We start from the raw sequence: 15,301 nt of genomic DNA on the forward strand, positions 1-15,301 counted from the left end.
CGGGTCCATGATGCCCGGGCCCTCACCGAATCAGGCCTTCTCGAGGGTCCGGGCGAGACCACGACCCACGATCCGGGTTCTTCCTCCGTGCCTCACATCGCGGACAAAGGGTATGTCGGGATGGGCCTGATCACCCCTGTCAAGAAACTCCCGGGTCTTCCCCTGTCCGAGGCCGACAAGAACTTCAACCGGGCCATCGACCGGATCAGGTGGAGGATCGAACAAGTCATCGCCCACCTCAAAACATGGAAAACCCTCAAAACCGGTTATAGACGCCCCATCGACGCCCTCCCGGACGCCATCACAACAATACTCGGAATCATATTCACCTACACCCTATGAATAAGCCTCCATGATTCTGGCCGGGCACGCCCCCTGCGGCCCGTCGAATCCTCTCAGCCAGTTCAGGCCGGCACGGAGATCGTCGACTCCGTAGGGGGCTTGGTCTTTGATCTTCCCCTTGCTCGGGGTGATGTCCTTGTCGCTCGGGGCGATGACCTTGATGCGGGCCTCGCCGCGGAGGCCTCGCCGGTTCACCCTGCCGAAGCGCTGCGCCATGCTCTCTGCGGACGCCAACTCGGTCACGAGACCCGCGAGATCGATGTCGACGCCGACCTCGACGGTCTGAGTGGCGATGAGGAAGGGCGGGGCCTGCGTCGTGTCGTCGGCGCCCGGAGCGCGGAGCAAGCCGAGAAGACCCTTGATCTTGTGCAGATCTGCGGGACGCATGGGCCCCACCCAGCACGGGCAGTCCTTCCCGAGGGAATCCGCTATGCGCAGCGCCGTGTCGATGCGGTTGACGACGCAACCGATCGTGCCGCCCGGCGTCTGATCGCGCAGCTCCTTGAGAGCGGCAATGATCTCCTCGATGTAGGCCTTGGTCGCTTTCGTGCCGCTCCAGCGCGAGGAGCTGATCACCTCGACCGGTTTCGGTCTGGTCATCCTGGGAGCCAGCTGGGGGTCTGCCAAGTCGGAGGCATCGATCCCGATCCGCTCCGTGGCGGGCCCGGGGCGTGCGGTGGCGGACGACTCGACGACCTGCAGCCCGGGCAGCCCGAGCGTCGAGGCCGGTTCTGCGTTCTGCGCGGACACCCAACGGGCCGTGCCGAGGAGCTGGCGTGACAGGTGAGCCTCGTCAATGACGACGACCGAATCGATCCCGAGCAGGCCCGCCTCTCGAGGCCTTGCTGCTCTGCTCGTGCCGTAGCCGCGGAACAGGAGCCGACTGCCCCACATGTCCGGCGTTGCGCAGATCACCGAACAGGCGCTGGGATCGTCGATCCAACGTTTGTCCGTGGCGAGACCGCCACGCAGATTGGCCAGGACGACGGGTGGTGATGATTGTGTGGAGCACAGGCTGAGCAGGGCATCGCCCATCTCCTGAGCCAGCTGACAATCTCGGGATTCGAGCCAGTCGAGGATCCGCTGGGCACGATCGGCCTGGGAGTCCACGAGCGCCCGCCGCCCGACCACGACGCACAGGCGTCTCGGCAATCGTGGAGCGCTGCCAACTGCCGACAGGGCCGTGAGGAAGATGTGGATGTCGACGACGGCGCTCTTGCCCGAACCCGTCGGTGCGGTGATGGACATCGGCCAATGACCGGCAGAGAGGATGTTTTGCAGAAGTCGTTCCTGCCAGGGGAACGGCTGGTGCCCGTCGTTGACTGCGGCGAAGAAACGGGTGAAGTCCGCTTCGGTGATGCTCATGACTCCTCCGGAGAGTCGACGGGAACCAGCAGGCCGCCCCCGAGATGACGGGACTGCCCGATGGCGATGAGGGCCCTGTCGCTGATCAGGCGGCCGGGTTCCAGTACGGCCGTGTACGGCTGAACCGTCCCGATCGAGGACGGTGCCTTGTGCGCGAATCTCTCCGTCTGCGGATCGGGGACCCGGTGGGTGGAGGTGACCCGTGCGCCCTGTGCGAGTACGGACTCGACGACGGCCCAGTAGTTCCTGCCGGACGGGAGGTCGAGCTGATCCCGGAACACGTGCCCCAACGAGAGCAGGGCCGCCTGCTCGAAACCCCACCGCCCGAGCGAGGGGTGCGGAGCCTGGCGTCGGGTCTCGGGGACCAGACCGGTGAGGCTCCGCCAGCTTCTGTGCCAACCCTGCGGCGGGGCGGGCCAGAACTCGGACAGTGCGATGCCGAAGGGCGCGCCCAGCGCCAGGGCCTCTTCGTCCCGTCGTTTCCACAGCCGTTTGCGAGGCGTGCGCAGGGCCTCGTCGATGCTCTCACGATCCTCGGACGCGAGATCTCGTGGGAGGAGCAGCACGAACGCACCATGCGGGAAGTCGTTTTCGACGGAATGCCCCGCCAGGAGGTTGGCCGGCAGGTACTGGATCGCCACGCGGTTCGCAGGGCGTGGAGCGCCGGGGGCGTAGTGCCCCGTGACGCTGGCGGGTGCTGCGTTCCCCAGAAGAGCGATGAGCATGCGGTGGAAGGCGACGCACCATGAGACGACGTTCTTGGCCGTCAACGCGCGATCTGTCGGGACGAGCCGGGCGAATGTCCACGGGTCTTCGGGAGGAGGGGACTCTGGTCGCTCGTAGTACAGCGTGCCCAGTGAGCCGGTGGGTATCGGTCGCGTCCGTGGACCATCAGAGGACTCCATGGGGCGATCGTCCTTCACGCTCGGAATCTTGCGATGCTCTTCGTCCCAGGCCCTCTCGAGTTCCTCGAGCCTTCCCTCGTGCGGGGTGCGGACCGGCGTTCCACGGGGGCGCAGCTGACTCGCCTCACTGACCAGTTCGTGCGTCGACTCGATCGGATCGAGGGTGAGGACAACGGGGCTGTCCGTCTCGCCGAGGCAGGACACGTCCGGGCAGAGGCGCTCGAGTGCTTCCCGCACCTCGGTCGGGGCGTCGTCCCAGCACCAGCCGAAATCCCCGAGGAGAGCCGTTCCCCCGCTGATCTCGGTCGAGGTTTTTCGGAGCCTCAGAACGCTCTTCGGTTTCTCGGCCGTTCCCTCATTCCGGTATGAGAGAGGACGGGGGCCCGTCTGCACCGGGATGCTCACGGGCACCATGAGCCTCTTCGGTGGATGGTTCTCGATCCAGCCGAGTGCCCGGGCGGAGCCGGCGGAGATCTGCAGCCCGTCGTCGCCTTTCTCGGCCGCCGTGCCCTGGCCGGCGGCGTTGACGAGTGCCGAGTAGAGCCGTGCCGTGTCCGGAAGCCGTGACGGTGAACCGTCTTTCTCATGACCTTGGAACACACCCAGGGGGAAGTGCGCCCTGATCGTCAGCTGAGGCATGTCAGTCCTCGTCCTCTGCGTTGGACTCGACTCCCGCGAGGATCTTCTCGTTGCCCAACACTTCGAAGACCTGACCCTCCCAGGTGAGCCCCGCCGTGGCGACCGCCTCGTTGATGGACCGCGACAGGAGCGGCCCGGTGATCTCCCTGGTCAGTGGGACGAGCTCGCGCCAGCTTCCGCGGCGCCCGTCGAGATGGACCTGCGGGGCGTTCTTCTCCACGAGGTCGCAGTTCGCCCGAAGGCACAGCTCCTCATCGGCCAAGGCGATGCCGTGCAGCGCCAACGCGGCCAGGAGCGCTCGGCAGGCGACGTCAGCGTCGTTGTCGGTGCCGAACCTGAGCTGACGCAGCGCCGCGAACGACAGCACATGGGAACGGATGATCCTGCTGCAGGCGACGAGCCCGAGGGCGTCGAGGCTCGGGGGGATCGCGCCGAGGCCGAGGGCCGATGCCGAGGTCGTGCCGGACTTGGCGTTCTTCGCCGCCTGCTCGATCTTCGTGACCGTCCTCGCCGACATCTCATCCCTCTGGGTGCTGAGCAGAGCCAGCATGTCGGGCCCGCTGAGCCGGACGCTGGGGGCGATGTCGTCCTTGCGGGCCGCGCCCCTCGGGGAGGGCTCGCGCCCGTTCTCGCTCTGGTCCGCCAGGACGCCGATGATCTCCCCGACCGCGCAGGAACGGTACCTGGCCTGATGGGACTTCCGGGAGGAGTCCCAGGAGCCGAGGACGAGGCTGACCGGGCTGAGTTCGAGCAGGGCTCGGGAGTCCGCCGGCGTGGAGTTCCGTGCGGCGCGGTACACGGGGCTGTCGGTGGTGGGCTTCCCGTCGACGGTCCCGAAACGGAAATGACCGTCGACGAAGCGATGGGGAAGTTCATAATCGTAGGCGCTGAATTCGCCGTAGTCGACGCGCATGCGGGGCATCCTGCTCAGCGCGGGGTCGCCCTCTTGGATGGCCAGCGCCATGGCATCCTCCACGCGATTGAGCTGGCTGGCCTTGCCGTCGACGACGACCGCGCTCTGGGGCCGCCCGTCGATGAAACGCGTCTCGTAGGCGTAGGTTCCGTTCCGCCCCCGCGTGTACCGGGCCGGGGCGATCCCCGCATGCGGGCCCGCTGCGGGGGCGAGCTCGGTGACCGAGGTGAGCACGCTTGCCCCGCCGGCGTGGCAGGCGGAGACCAGATCTTCGTAGGTGAGAGCATCCATGGCGATGGTTCCTTCCGACAGTGAGCCGTGTGAATCCTGATTCCGATCATGGCAGTCGGCACTGACATTTCCTGGATGACGGGGCTGGTCTCGGGTGAGGGGGATGAGAGGCTCCCAGTGCAACGCATGGCACGGCATGGGCAGGCGGGGCCGGCGTGCGTCATCCTCGACTGGGGCCGCGGCATCGCCTGCCGCGGCGCGGCCACGGCGGCCACCGGCCCGATGCGGTCGGGGGATCATGATGCGGTTCGGGAGGACGGGGACGCGATGGAACGACTCTCCAGGGCGACACTGACGAACGCGAACACCGAGGGCGTCACGCTGCCGCCCCCCGGCTGGGACGGCCAGCGCACCGGCATCGTCCACCTGGGCATCGGCGCCTTCCACCGCGCCCACCAGGCCGTCTACACCCAGGACGCCTTCGCCGCCACCGGCGACGACCGCTGGGGCATCTGCGGCGTCACGCAGCGCTCCGACCGCGTCAAGCGCCAGCTCGCCGACCAGGACGGCCTCTACGGCGTCCTCGAGCGGGCCGTCGACCACACCGGCGTGCGGGTCGTCGGACAGGTCCGCGAGGTGCTCTACCCGGCCGAGCAGAACGCCGAGCTCATGGCCCGCATCGCCGACCCGGCCACCCGGGTCGTCACCCTCACCGTTACCGAGAAGGGCTACCGCCGCGACGGCTCCGGCCGCCTCGACCTGGCCGACGAGGGCGTCGCCGCCGACCTCGCCGGCGGCGAGCCGGTCACCGCCGTCGGCCGTCTCGTCCGCGGCCTCCAGGCCCGCCAGCGCGCCGGCGCCGAGCCTGTCACCGTCGTGTGCTGCGACAACCTCACGAGCAACGGCCGCGTCCTCGAGCGCCTCGTCGGCGGCTTCTGCACCGCCCTCGGCGACGACGAACTCACCGGCTACCTCGCCTCGAACGTGTCCTTCCCGTGCACGATGGTCGACCGCATCGCGCCGGCCACCACCGACGCCGACCGCGCCCTGGGCCGGGAGATCCTCGGCCTGCGCGACGAGGGCCTCGTGACCGCCGAGCTCTTCACGCAGTGGGTCATCGAGGACCGCTTCAGCGCCGAACGACCCGCCTGGGAGCGCGCGGGCGCCCAGCTCACCGACGACGTCGAGCCCTTCGAGAACATGAAGCTGCGCATCCTCAACGGCACGCACTCCACGCTGGCCTACGCAGGCGCCCTGCGCGGCTACCCGACGATCACCCGCACCATGGCCGACCCCGAGCTGGCCGAGCTGGCCCGCGAGCTCATCACCGAGGACGTCATCCCGGTGCTCGCCTGCCCGCCCGGCGAGGACCTGGCCGCCTACGGCGCCGAGGTGCTCAAGCGCTTCTCCAACCCGGCGCTGGCCCACCGCACCACCCAGATCGCCATGGACGGCTCGCAGAAGATCCCGCTGCGCCTGCTCGGCACGATCCGCGACAACCTGGCCGCCGGTCGCACCCCCCGCCACGCCCTCGCCGGCGTCGCCGCCTGGATGGCCTATCTCGCCACCGGCGAGGCCCACGGCCTGGCCTTGCCCATCGACGACCCCATGGCCGACCGGCTGGCCGTCGTCCGCGGCTCGAAGGACGCCCGGGGCATCGTCGGAACCCTTCTGGGCATCGAGGAGGTCTTCGGCACCGACCTGCCCGGCAACGCCCTCGTGCACGACCTGCTCGTCGACGACGTCGCGGAGCTGCTCGCCCGGATCTGATGCCCCGTCGGCGCCCGGCGGCATGGCATCATGACAGGTGATGCGCACGACACCGGGAACCGGGCGGGCCGCGCCGACGAACCGCAGGATCACCTCCTACGACGTGGCCCGGGCCGCCGGCGTCTCGCGCAGCGCGGTCTCGCTCGTGCTCAACGGCAGGGCCGACGGCGTGATCTCCGCGGAGAACCAGCACGCGGTGCGGGCGGCCGCGAAGAGGCTGGGCTACCGGCCCAACCGGGTCGCCCGCAGCCTGCGCGACCGGCGGACCCATCTGCTCGGCGTCGTCACCGACGTGACCTCGGGCCCCTACGGCGGCGGCATGATCACGGGCGCGACGATCAGGGCCGCGGAATCGGACCACCTGCTGCTCGTCATGGACGCCCGGGGGCGCCAGCAGGACGAGGAGGCCATCGGGGCGCTGCTCGCACGGCAGGTCGACGGCCTCATCATCGCGCCGGGCAGCCTGTGCGAGTGGCGTCTGGGCGAGGCCTTCGGCCAGGTGCCCGGGATCCTGCTCGACGCGACCGACCCGGACGGGCGCGCCACGTGCGTCGTGAGCGACGAGGTCGGCGGCGGCCATGCGGCGACCCGCCTGCTGCTGGACGCCGGCCACCGCGACATCGCCCTGCTCACCGGCCTGCCCGCCCAGGTGGCGACCGGGCGCCGGCTGGCCGGTCACGAGCTGGCCATGAGCGAGGTCGGCGGGGCCTGCCGGGTCATCACCTGCGGCTGGGACATCGACGACGGGCTGCGCGAGGGCGCCCGCCTGCTGGACGGGCCGGACCGGCCCACGGGCATCGTCTGCGCCAACGACCGGGTGGCGGCCGGCGTCATGCTCGCCGCCGCGCGGGCCGGCGTCGACGTGCCCGGGGAGCTCTCCGTGGTCGGCTACGACGACGACCCGAGCATCGCCGCGCAGCTGGACCTCAGCACGATCGGCCTGCCGCACCGCGCGATGGGGGAGCGGGCCGTCGAGCTGCTCCTCGCCGCGATCGCCGGGCAGCGCCTCGAGCCGGGCGAGCTGCTCGTCCCCGCCCCGGTCGTCGAGCGCGGCTCCGTCCGGGCGCGCTGAGCGTTCTCAGCGCAGGGCCCGCGCCGAGACCGTCCCCCCGCCCAGGACCCGCCACGTCGAGGCCGCGGTGGGGTAGACGCGGGTCGTGCGGCAGTCGCCGTCCGAGAACACCTCGACCAGCGAGCCGTCGACGAGCACCTGCGCGCGGCCGGGCAGCTCGACCCGTCCGGGCCCCTCGGCCCCGGCGCAGACCAGGACCCCCGGCCCGCTGGTCGTCACGGCGAAGGCCGGCGCCTCGGCGACGGACCAGCTGCCGTCCAGGTGCTCGGCGCGATGCGCCAGGTACTCGGCCGCGGGGGCGCTCACGAGGCGCCCGTCGCGCAGGTGCAGCTCCCGGGGCGTCGTGAGCGTCCCCGCCCAGCCGTGCCCGGCGAGCCAGGCCTCGTCCCGGTCGAGTTCGCGCGCCCAGCCCCACATGAGGGCCCTCTCCCCGTCGACGAGCACCTGGGGGGCGTAGAAGGGCCACCCGGCGTCCACCGTCCCGCCCTCGTGCGGCACGAACCGGGGCGTCGGGCCGTCGGCGAGCTCGCCGCGCAGCCACCGTACGCCGGCGAGGAGCGCGCGGCCGCCGTCGGTGCGCAGGAGCGAGACGATCAGGACCCACCGCCCGTCGATGCGCACGAGGTTCGGGCACTCCCAGACGTCGGCCGGGGCGAGCTCGCGCGCCACGGGATCCCGCCCGTCGAGCAGGGTGCCGAGCAGCCGCCAGTCGGAGAGGTCGGTGGCGTCGTGGACGAGCACCCGCGCCGTGCGCCCGGGGCCGCCGTGGCCCTGCACGATGCAGCGGCGTCCTCCGATCCGGACGGCGAAGGGGTCGCGCGTGCACGCCCCCGGCGGGCCGATCCGCTCCGCGCTCGGTCGCCCGGCCCGCGTCCACGCGGACAGGTCGGCGCTGCCGGTGGCGGTGCGCCCGACGGCGTTCTCCGGCGCGTCGGGCACCGCCGTGTAGCAGATGGTCGGCGTCGTGCCGTCCATGACGAGGCAGCCGCTCCAGCAGCCGGCGGCGTCGAGCCCCCCGGGAACGGGCTCCATCGCGATCGGCTCCTCGCGCCAGTGGGCGAGGTCCGCCGAGCTCGCATGGCCCCAGGCGATGCGCCCGTGCCGGGGCGCGTGCGGGTTGTGCTGGAAGAACACGTGCCAGCGTCCGCCGGCCCGGCACAGCCCGTTGGGATCGTTCACCCAGCCGCGTGCCGGGCGGACGTGGAGGCCGGGGAGGGCGGGGTCGGTCACTTCACGGCCCCTGCGGTGAGACCCTCGCGCAGCGGACGCTGCCCGAGGACGAAGACGACGAGTGCGGGGACCATCGAGAGGACGACCCCGGCGAGCACGGTGGCCATCGAGCCGCTGCCCATCCGCCCCTGGAGGCTCACCAGCCCCAGCGGCAGGGTGAAGTTGTCCTCGCTGATCGTCATGATGAGCGGCCGGAAGAACTCGTTCCAGATCGCGTTGAACGCCAGGATCCCGACGATGGCCAGCCCCGGCGTCGCCAGCGGCAGGTAGATCCTGCTGAAGATCCGCCAGGGGGAGGCCCCGTCGACCTGGGCCGCCTCGCCGAGACTGTCCGGGATGCCCATGAAGTACTGCCGCATGAGGAAGGTGCCGAACGCGGTGGGCAGGGCGGGCAGGACGAGGGCCAGCAGCGTGTCCGCCAGCCCCATGCCGCGGATGAGCATGAACACCGGCACGATCGTCACCTGCATGGGGATCATCATGGTGGCGAGGATCACGCCGAACAGCAGGTTCGAGCCCCGGAAGCGCAGCCGCGCGAAGGCGTAGCCGGCCAGCGCCGCCGTGGCCATCTGGCCGAGGGCGCACAGCCCGGTGACCAGCGTGGAGTTCCAGAACAGGCGCAGGACGTCGACCTGGGAGAAGACGTCCCGGAAGGCCGCCAGGCCGAGGCGGCGGTGCCCGGTCTCGTCGAGGGGGGTGAGCGCCGTGACCAGGGTCCAGACGACCGGGCCGAGGGTGAGGACGAGGGCGACGCCGAGCACGGCCACCCGCGTCACGAAGAGGACGCGTGCTCCGCGGCGGGCCTGACCACGGGCGCTGACGGATGCGGATGACATCGCGGATCCTCACATGTAGAAGACGAAACGGCGGGACAGGCGGAACTGGAGCCAGGTGGCGATCATGATGATGACCATGAGCAGGAGGCCGATGGCCGAGGCGAGGCCGAAGTGGAGCTCCTGGAACGCCGACTGGTAGATGACCATGACGGCGGTGCGGGTGGAGTCGCCCGGGCCTCCCCTCGTGAGCACATAGGGCTGGTCGAAGATCTGCAGTGCCGAGATGATCGCCATGACGCTGGCGACGAGCATCGTCGGGCTGATGAGGGGCAGCGTGATGCGGGTGAGCTGGCGCCAGCCGCTCGCCCCGTCGATGTCGGCGGCCTCGTAGACGTCCTTGGGTATCGAGGCCAGGCCGCCGACGAACAGCAGGAAGGTGAAGCCGAAGTTCTGCCAGACGTAGACGAGCACGGTGACGCACATGGCGCCCGTCGTCGTCGTGAGCCAGCCCACCGGGCCCAGCCCGACGAGGCCGAGGATCGCGTTGACGGTGCCGAAGTCCTCGTTGAACAGATAGCTCATGATGAGGGAGACCGAGGCGGCGGACAGGATGAGCGGGAAGAAGAAGGCCGACCGGAAGAAGGCGCGCAGCCAGCCCGGCATCCGCGTCTGCACGAGCACGGCGAGGACGAGCGCCACGAGGATCTGCAGGGCGACGGCGACGACGACGAAACCGAAGGTGTTGAGGAAGGACACCCGGATCGTCGGGTTCGTCGCCACGGACGCGAAGTTGTCGAGACCGACGAACTCCGGGGTCGAGACGATGTCCCAGTCGAAGAAGGCGAGGAGGATCGAGGCCGCCATGGGGAGGAGGGTGAAGAGCCCGACCCCGATCACGGTGGGAGCGAGGAGGCAGGCGGCGAGCCTGCCCTCCCCGCGGCGGGCGGCGGCGCGTGTGCTGGAGGAGACGTGGGCCATGATCACTCCCGGGCCAGTGCCAGTTCGAGGTCGCGCTGCAGGTTGCTCAGCGCCGTCCGCACGTTCTCCCGTGAACCGGTGACCGCGTTGAGGACGTTCTTGAGGAGAGCGGTCTCCACCGCCGCCTCCTGCGGAGGCGCCGGGATGGGGGCCGTCGTGGGGAACCGGTCGAGCGTGTCGTAGAAGACGCCCCAGTGCTCGGGCCCGGTCGGTGCGTACAGCTCCGCGTTGTACGAGCGGCGCGCGGAGCTGGAGTCCGGTTTCGTCTGGGCGATCCGCATGCCCCGGGGCGAGACGACGAACTTCAGCCACTCCCAGGCCGCGTCCTTGCGCTCGGACGACTTCATGATCGCGTAGCCCGAGGCCCCGAACTGGTGCTGCTGGGTCCGGTGACCGGGGAAGTAGGCGACGTCGTACTGGTCCTTGGCCATGCCGGCCTCCGAGAGGCCGTTGACCCAGTAACCCCCGGACGGGGTCATGCCGATGACGCCGGTGCTGAAGCGGCTCACGAGCTCGTTGCCCCCGCCCGAGGCGGGGGAGGAGCCGAGGTCCTCGGCGATGAGCTCCTGCATGAACTCGAAGGCCTCGAGCACCGCGGGGTCGTCGGCGTTCGGCTGCTCCCAGCGGTGGCCCCCGGACCGGTCGTGCTCGTCCGGGTAGAACTCCTGCCACAGCCAGTCGCCGCCGGCGAACCGCTCGGGCTTGAGGAAGCTCGTGCCGTTCGTGTACAGCCAGGGCACGATGCCGCCCCACATCCGGTTCGTCCAGAAGAAGGGCCGGAAGGTCCCCGTGGCCGCGGACCGCATGGCTCTCAGGAGCTCGCGGAAGTCGTCCCAGGTCCAGTCGTCGGCGGGGCGGTCCAGCCCGGCCGTCTCCAGGGCCTGTCGGGAGAAGAACATGTTCGCCGCGTTGAAGCTCAGCGGCAGTTGGAAGAGACTGCCCTGATACATGAAGGCCTCGATGAGCGAGGGGTGGACGTCGGCGAAGAACTCCCGCAGCTCGTCGCGGTCGCGCCTGACGTACTCGTCGAGCGGTTGGGCGAGCCGCTCGGCGAAGAGCTGGGTGCCCTCGGTGGCGACCATGACGACGTCGGGGGCCGTGCCGGCGGCCACGAGGGTGAGGATCTTCGCGAAGAAGTCGCTCCAGTCGGTGCCCTGGATGGGGGTGATGCGGACGGGGATGTCGGGGTGGACGTCCTGGAAGGCCCTGATCAGTCCTTCGTCGGCCGCGGCGTCCTGCGCGGTGCCGTTGAGGGCGATCGTCAGGGCGTCGGAGCGGCGCCCCTCGATGTCGAGCCCGGTGAGCCGCCGCCAGGAGAGCGCCGTGCCCAGTGCGGCGACGGCGCCCAGGCCCAGGGCCGCGCGACGCGACAGTTCTGGCATGTCAAGCCTCCTCGATGAAGCATAACACGTGTTATGTTAAGTGCTCCCGGCCCGACTGTCAATGGTTCCGACCGCCGCCCGGGCCGTTGTCGGCGTGCGGGTCGGACACAGGGGTGACTACGCTGGTCCCACCAACGTCGTGAGGAGCCCACTGATGACATCGGAGAATCTGCCCGGTCTCGGCGCGGACGCCCCGGCCGAGGAGCCCGACCCGATGGGTCGGCCCATGCCGGAGCTCGTCGTGCCGCCCCCGGCCGAGGGCCCCCGGCGGGCGGTGGTCATCGCCCTGTGCAACCAGAAGGGCGGCGTCGGCAAGACCACGACGACGATCAACCTCGGCGCCGCCCTGACCGAGCTCGGACGCCGGGTGCTCCTCGTGGACTTCGACCCCCAGGGATCGGCCTCCCTCGGCCTCGGAGTGCACCCGCACACCCTCGAGCGGAGCATCTACAACCTGCTGCTGAGCGCCGAGTACGACGTCGACGACGTCGTCCTGCCGACCGATGTGCCCGGCATGGACCTCATGCCGGCCAACATCGACCTGTCGGCCGCCGAGGTGCAGCTCGTCGGCGAGGTCGCCCGCGAGCAGACCCTCAAGCGCGTCCTCGACCCGCTGCGCGAGCGCTACGACTTCATCCTCATCGACTGCGCGCCCTCCCTCGGGCTGCTCACCATCAACGCGCTCACCGCCTCCGACCGCGTCATCATCCCGCTGGAGTGCGAGTACTTCGCGCTGCGCGGCGTCGCCCTGCTGTCCGACACGATCAACAAGGTCATCGACCGGCTCAACCCCGAGCTGCGCGTCCTCGGCGTGCTGGCCACCATGTTCGACGGCCGCACCGTGCACACCCGCGAGGTGCTCACCCGTGTGCTGGAGGTCTTCGGCGACGAGGTCTTCCACACCGTCGTGCGGCGCACCATCCGCTTCCCCGAGACCACCGTCGCCGGCGAGCCCATCACCACCTACGACTCCGGCTCCCCGGGCGCCGCGGCCTACCGCATGCTCGCCAAGGAGGTGCTGGTCCGGTGCCACGAAGGGTGAGCCTGCCCGGGGCGGAGGAGTTCTTCCGCCCCACGCAGGGCGCCGTCCCCGCCGACCCGCGGGCCGTCGCGCGGCAGGACGGTCCCGACGCCGGGCCCGTCGGCGCGACGAGCGGGCGGGTGCGCCACGACGAGAAGATCACGATCTACCTGTCCGGCGAGGAGCTGCTCGGGCTCGAACGGGCCCGTCTGGCCCTGCGCGCCCGGCACCGCGCCTCTGCCGACCGGGGCCGCATCGTCCGCGAGGCCATCGCCATCGCCCTGGCCGACCTCGCCGCCAACGGCGAGGCGTCCGAGCTGGTCAGGCGCCTGAGGGCCTGAGATGGCCGAGGACGGCGGCGCGCAGCCGGACCGGGTCGGGGCCGGCGGCGAGCACGGCTTCCACGTGAGCCTCGACAACTTCGACGGTCCGTTCGACCTGCTCCTCCAGCTCATCAACAAGCACCGGCTGGACATCACCGAGGTCGCCCTGTCGCGGGTGACCGACGAGTTCATCGCCCAGGTGAGGGCCGCCGGGGCGCGCTGGGACCTCGAGCGCACCAGCAGCTTCCTCGTCGTCGCGGCGACCCTCCTCGACCTGAAGGCGGCCCGGCTGCTGCCCAGCGGCGAGGTCGACGACCCCGAGGACCTGGCCCTGCTCGAGGCCCGCGACCTGCTGTTCGCCCGGCTGCTCCAGTACCGCGCCTTCAAGCGGGTCTCGGTGCAGTTCGCCGCTCTCATGGACGCCGAGGCCCGCCGCTTCGCCCGGCCCGGCGGTCTCGAGGACGAGTTCCGCGGGCTGCTGCCCGAGGTGACGATCCCCGGCGGCGCGGAGCGTCTGGCCCGGCTGGCCGTGCGCGCCCTCTCGCCGCCCGACGTCGTGACGATGCCCCTGGAGCAGCTGCACGTCGTCACCGTCAACGTCGGCGAGCAGGCCAGGGTCCTCGTCGACCGGCTGCGCGACTGCGGCCGGGCCAGCTTCCGTGCGCTGACCGCCGGCGCCGACAGGATGACCGTCGTCGCCCGCTTCCTGGCCCTGCTGGAGCTCTTCCGCCAGGCCGCGGTGTCCTTCGAGCAGCTCTCCCCGCTGGGCGAGCTCACCGTGCGCTGGACCGGGCGGGCCGACGGCGAGCTGTCCATCAGCGACGAGTTCGACGTGCCGGCCGGTCAGGAGCCGACCGGGCCCGACGAGCAGACAGGAGAGCGCCATGAGTGACGAGGAGCGGCCCGTGCCCGCCGACGACGACCGGCAGGACGCCGAGGAGCGGCCCGTGCCCACCGCCGAGGAGATCTCCGGCCTCCTCGAGGCCCTGCTCCTCATGAGCGAGGAGCCGGCCGACGAGACGATGCTCGCCGAGGCGGCCGGGGCGCCCGTCGGGATCGTGCGCGAGGCCCTCGACGGGCTCGTCCGCCACTACGACGAGGGCGGGCACGGCTTCGAGCTGCGCCGCGTCGGCGGGGGCTGGCGCTACCACACCCGCCCCGAGCACCACGACCGGATCGCCGCCTGGGTGCGCGCCGGCGGCAGGAACCGGCTCTCCCAGGCCGCCATGGAGACCCTCGCCGTCATCGCCTATCTCCAGCCGGTGCCGCGGTCGCGGGTCTCGGCGGTGCGGGGCGTCAACGTCGACGGCGTCGTGCGCACCCTGCTCGCCCGGGACCTCGTCGACGAGCAGGGCGCCGACGCGTCCACCGGGGCCGGCCTGCTCGTGACCACCGACCACTTCCTCGCGCGGCTAGGCTTGGACAGCCTGAGCGGGCTGCCCGACATCGCGCCGCTGCTGCCGGACGCCTCCGCCCTCGAGGCGGAGCTCTCCCGGCTCGCCCGTCCCGCCGAGGACGCCGACGCCGAGGCGCAGGACGCCGACGAGACCGCCGGGCGGCGCGCGGACGAGGACGAGGGACAGGAGCACGATGAGCCGGACCAGCGACCGTGAGGAGACCGAGGGCATCCGCCTGCAGAAGGCGCTCTCCCAGGCCGGCGTGGCATCGCGCCGGGCCGCCGAGGCCATGATCGAGGAGGGCCGCGTCGAGGTGAACGGGCGCGTCGTCACGACCCAGGGCCTGCGCGTGGACCCCGGGCGCGACACGATCCGCGTCGACGGCGCCCGCATCCCGGCCCCGCGCCGCCACACGTACCTGCTGCTCAACAAGCCCCGCGGCGTCGTGGCGACCATGGACGCCCCCGAGGGCCGGGAGACGCTCGCCCAGTACGTGCCGCGCCACCAGCGGCTCTACCACGTGGGGCGCCTCGACACCGACACCGAGGGTCTCATCATCCTCACGAACGACGGCGAGTTCGCCCACCGCCTGGCCCATCCCAGCTACGAGGTGCGCAAGACCTACCTCGTCGACGCCGAGGGCCTCATCGACGACCGGGTCCTGCACCGACTCGAGAAGGGGCTGCGCCTGGAGGACGGGCCGATCCGGCCCGACCGGGTCAGGCTCGTCTCGCGCGGGCCCTCCCGCACCCTCGTGCGGATCACCCTGCACTCGGGGCGCAACCGCATCGTGCGGCGCATGATGGACTCGGTCGGGCACCCGGTCCGCCGGCTGGCCCGCATCGGGATCGGGCCGGTCAGGCTCGGCGACCTGGCCAGCGGCGGGACCCGCGAACTGACCCGTGAGGAGCTCGGCACCCTGCTCGACCTCGTGGGCATGTGAGTCGGCCGGTCCCG

The 15,301-nt window shown here is 71.1% G+C and carries 15 protein-coding genes; 8 read left to right on the forward strand and 7 right to left on the reverse strand.

What is annotated here, in order from left to right:
* On the forward strand, positions 1-342 hold a 342-nt coding region (locus K336_RS0110035), incomplete at its 5' end, for a transposase family protein (RefSeq protein ID WP_028706945.1).
* Here K336_RS0110035 and cas3g read toward each other — a convergent pair.
* From cas3g to K336_RS0110050, 3 genes are read right to left on the reverse strand one after another with little or no spacing between them, the layout of a single operon-like run.
* Positions 337-1,707, reverse strand: a complete 1,371-nt coding sequence (gene cas3g, locus K336_RS15870) for a type I-G CRISPR-associated helicase/endonuclease Cas3g (RefSeq protein WP_051245653.1) — start codon at positions 1,705-1,707, stop codon at positions 337-339. The genes K336_RS0110035 and cas3g overlap by 6 nt on opposite strands.
* Positions 1,704-3,251: a type I-G CRISPR-associated protein Csb2 gene (csb2, locus tag K336_RS0110045; protein ID WP_028706946.1), complete on the reverse strand. Its 1,548-nt coding sequence runs from the start codon at positions 3,249-3,251 to the stop codon at positions 1,704-1,706. The genes cas3g and csb2 overlap by 4 nt, the downstream gene beginning before the upstream one ends.
* Before the next feature lies 1 nt (position 3,252).
* A complete protein-coding gene (locus K336_RS0110050; protein ID WP_028706947.1) occupies positions 3,253-4,455 on the reverse strand; it encodes a type I-G CRISPR-associated protein Cas7 in 1,203 nt (400 codons plus the stop codon).
* Positions 4,456-4,581: 126 nt separating this feature from the next.
* On the opposite strand from K336_RS0110050, the gene K336_RS0110055 reads away from it, so the two are divergent.
* Positions 4,582-6,165, forward strand: a complete 1,584-nt coding sequence (locus tag K336_RS0110055; RefSeq protein ID WP_233418752.1) for a mannitol dehydrogenase family protein — start codon at positions 4,582-4,584, stop codon at positions 6,163-6,165.
* 40 nt (positions 6,166-6,205) lie between these two features.
* Positions 6,206-7,237, forward strand: coding sequence for a LacI family DNA-binding transcriptional regulator (locus K336_RS0110060; protein ID WP_043150807.1), 1,032 nt, complete (start codon positions 6,206-6,208; stop codon positions 7,235-7,237).
* Between the two features lie 6 nt (positions 7,238-7,243).
* Here the strand turns inward: K336_RS0110060 and K336_RS15875 are convergent, their stop codons facing one another.
* The 4 genes from K336_RS15875 to K336_RS0110080 are packed head-to-tail and all read right to left on the reverse strand — an operon-like array spanning position 7,244 to position 11,603.
* Positions 7,244-8,467, reverse strand: a complete 1,224-nt coding sequence (locus K336_RS15875) for a glycoside hydrolase family 32 protein (protein WP_051245655.1) — start codon at positions 8,465-8,467, stop codon at positions 7,244-7,246.
* Positions 8,464-9,303 (reverse strand): carbohydrate ABC transporter permease, encoded by an 840-nt coding sequence (locus K336_RS0110070; protein ID WP_028706950.1) that lies wholly within the window; start codon positions 9,301-9,303, stop codon positions 8,464-8,466. The genes K336_RS15875 and K336_RS0110070 overlap by 4 nt, the downstream gene beginning before the upstream one ends.
* A 9-nt stretch (positions 9,304-9,312) precedes the next feature.
* Positions 9,313-10,221: a carbohydrate ABC transporter permease gene (locus K336_RS0110075; protein WP_043123617.1), complete on the reverse strand. Its 909-nt coding sequence runs from the start codon at positions 10,219-10,221 to the stop codon at positions 9,313-9,315.
* Between the two features lie 2 nt (positions 10,222-10,223).
* Positions 10,224-11,603 carry an ABC transporter substrate-binding protein gene (locus K336_RS0110080; protein ID WP_021798955.1) on the reverse strand — a complete coding sequence of 460 codons (1,380 nt, stop codon included), beginning with the start codon at positions 11,601-11,603 and terminating at the stop codon, positions 10,224-10,226.
* 154 nt (positions 11,604-11,757) lie between these two features.
* Here K336_RS0110080 and K336_RS0110085 point away from each other — a divergent pair, with 154 nt between their 5' ends.
* Genes K336_RS0110085 through K336_RS0110105 form a run of 5 tightly spaced genes read left to right on the forward strand, consistent with a single transcriptional unit; the run spans position 11,758 to position 15,287 of the window.
* The gene (locus tag K336_RS0110085) at positions 11,758-12,645 is read left to right on the forward strand and encodes a ParA family protein (protein ID WP_021798954.1); all 888 of its coding nucleotides are present in this window, start codon (positions 11,758-11,760) and stop codon (positions 12,643-12,645) included.
* Positions 12,630-12,965 carry a hypothetical protein gene (locus K336_RS0110090; RefSeq protein WP_021798966.1) on the forward strand — a complete coding sequence of 112 codons (336 nt, stop codon included), beginning with the start codon at positions 12,630-12,632 and terminating at the stop codon, positions 12,963-12,965. Before K336_RS0110085 ends, K336_RS0110090 begins: the two co-directional genes overlap by 16 nt.
* A 1-nt stretch (position 12,966) precedes the next feature.
* Positions 12,967-13,839, forward strand: a complete 873-nt coding sequence (locus tag K336_RS15880; protein ID WP_051245657.1) for a segregation and condensation protein A — start codon at positions 12,967-12,969, stop codon at positions 13,837-13,839.
* Positions 13,832-14,560 (forward strand): SMC-Scp complex subunit ScpB, encoded by a 729-nt coding sequence (gene scpB / locus K336_RS0110100; RefSeq protein ID WP_021798950.1) that lies wholly within the window; start codon positions 13,832-13,834, stop codon positions 14,558-14,560. Before K336_RS15880 ends, scpB begins: the two co-directional genes overlap by 8 nt.
* The gene (locus K336_RS0110105; RefSeq protein WP_021798964.1) at positions 14,538-15,287 is read left to right on the forward strand and encodes a pseudouridine synthase; all 750 of its coding nucleotides are present in this window, start codon (positions 14,538-14,540) and stop codon (positions 15,285-15,287) included. The genes scpB and K336_RS0110105 overlap by 23 nt, the downstream gene beginning before the upstream one ends.
* The last annotated feature ends 14 nt before the right edge of the window (positions 15,288-15,301 follow it).

The organism is Propionibacterium acidifaciens DSM 21887, from assembly GCF_000426605.1.
In the GTDB taxonomy this organism is placed as follows: domain Bacteria; phylum Actinomycetota; class Actinomycetes; order Propionibacteriales; family Propionibacteriaceae; genus Propionibacterium; species Propionibacterium acidifaciens.

What these genes read in the sequence shown, in the direction of transcription:
- cas3g (WP_051245653.1), bottom strand. Translation starts at nt 1,707, where the DNA reads ATGAGCATCACCGAAGCGGACTTCACCCGTTTCTTCGCCGCAGTCAAC.
- csb2 (WP_028706946.1), bottom strand. Translation starts at nt 3,251, where the DNA reads ATGCCTCAGCTGACGATCAGGGCGCACTTCCCCCTGGGTGTGTTCCAA.
- K336_RS0110050 (WP_028706947.1), bottom strand. Translation starts at nt 4,455, where the DNA reads ATGGATGCTCTCACCTACGAAGATCTGGTCTCCGCCTGCCACGCCGGC.
- K336_RS0110055 (WP_233418752.1), top strand. Translation starts at nt 4,582, where the DNA reads ATGGCACGGCATGGGCAGGCGGGGCCGGCGTGCGTCATCCTCGACTGG.
- K336_RS0110060 (WP_043150807.1), top strand. Translation starts at nt 6,206, where the DNA reads ATGCGCACGACACCGGGAACCGGGCGGGCCGCGCCGACGAACCGCAGG.
- K336_RS0110070 (WP_028706950.1), bottom strand. Translation starts at nt 9,303, where the DNA reads ATGTCATCCGCATCCGTCAGCGCCCGTGGTCAGGCCCGCCGCGGAGCA.
- K336_RS0110075 (WP_043123617.1), bottom strand. Translation starts at nt 10,221, where the DNA reads ATGGCCCACGTCTCCTCCAGCACACGCGCCGCCGCCCGCCGCGGGGAG.
- K336_RS0110080 (WP_021798955.1), bottom strand. Translation starts at nt 11,603, where the DNA reads ATGCCAGAACTGTCGCGTCGCGCGGCCCTGGGCCTGGGCGCCGTCGCC.
- K336_RS0110085 (WP_021798954.1), top strand. Translation starts at nt 11,758, where the DNA reads ATGACATCGGAGAATCTGCCCGGTCTCGGCGCGGACGCCCCGGCCGAG.
- K336_RS15880 (WP_051245657.1), top strand. Translation starts at nt 12,967, where the DNA reads ATGGCCGAGGACGGCGGCGCGCAGCCGGACCGGGTCGGGGCCGGCGGC.
- scpB (WP_021798950.1), top strand. Translation starts at nt 13,832, where the DNA reads ATGAGTGACGAGGAGCGGCCCGTGCCCGCCGACGACGACCGGCAGGAC.
- K336_RS0110105 (WP_021798964.1), top strand. Translation starts at nt 14,538, where the DNA reads ATGAGCCGGACCAGCGACCGTGAGGAGACCGAGGGCATCCGCCTGCAG.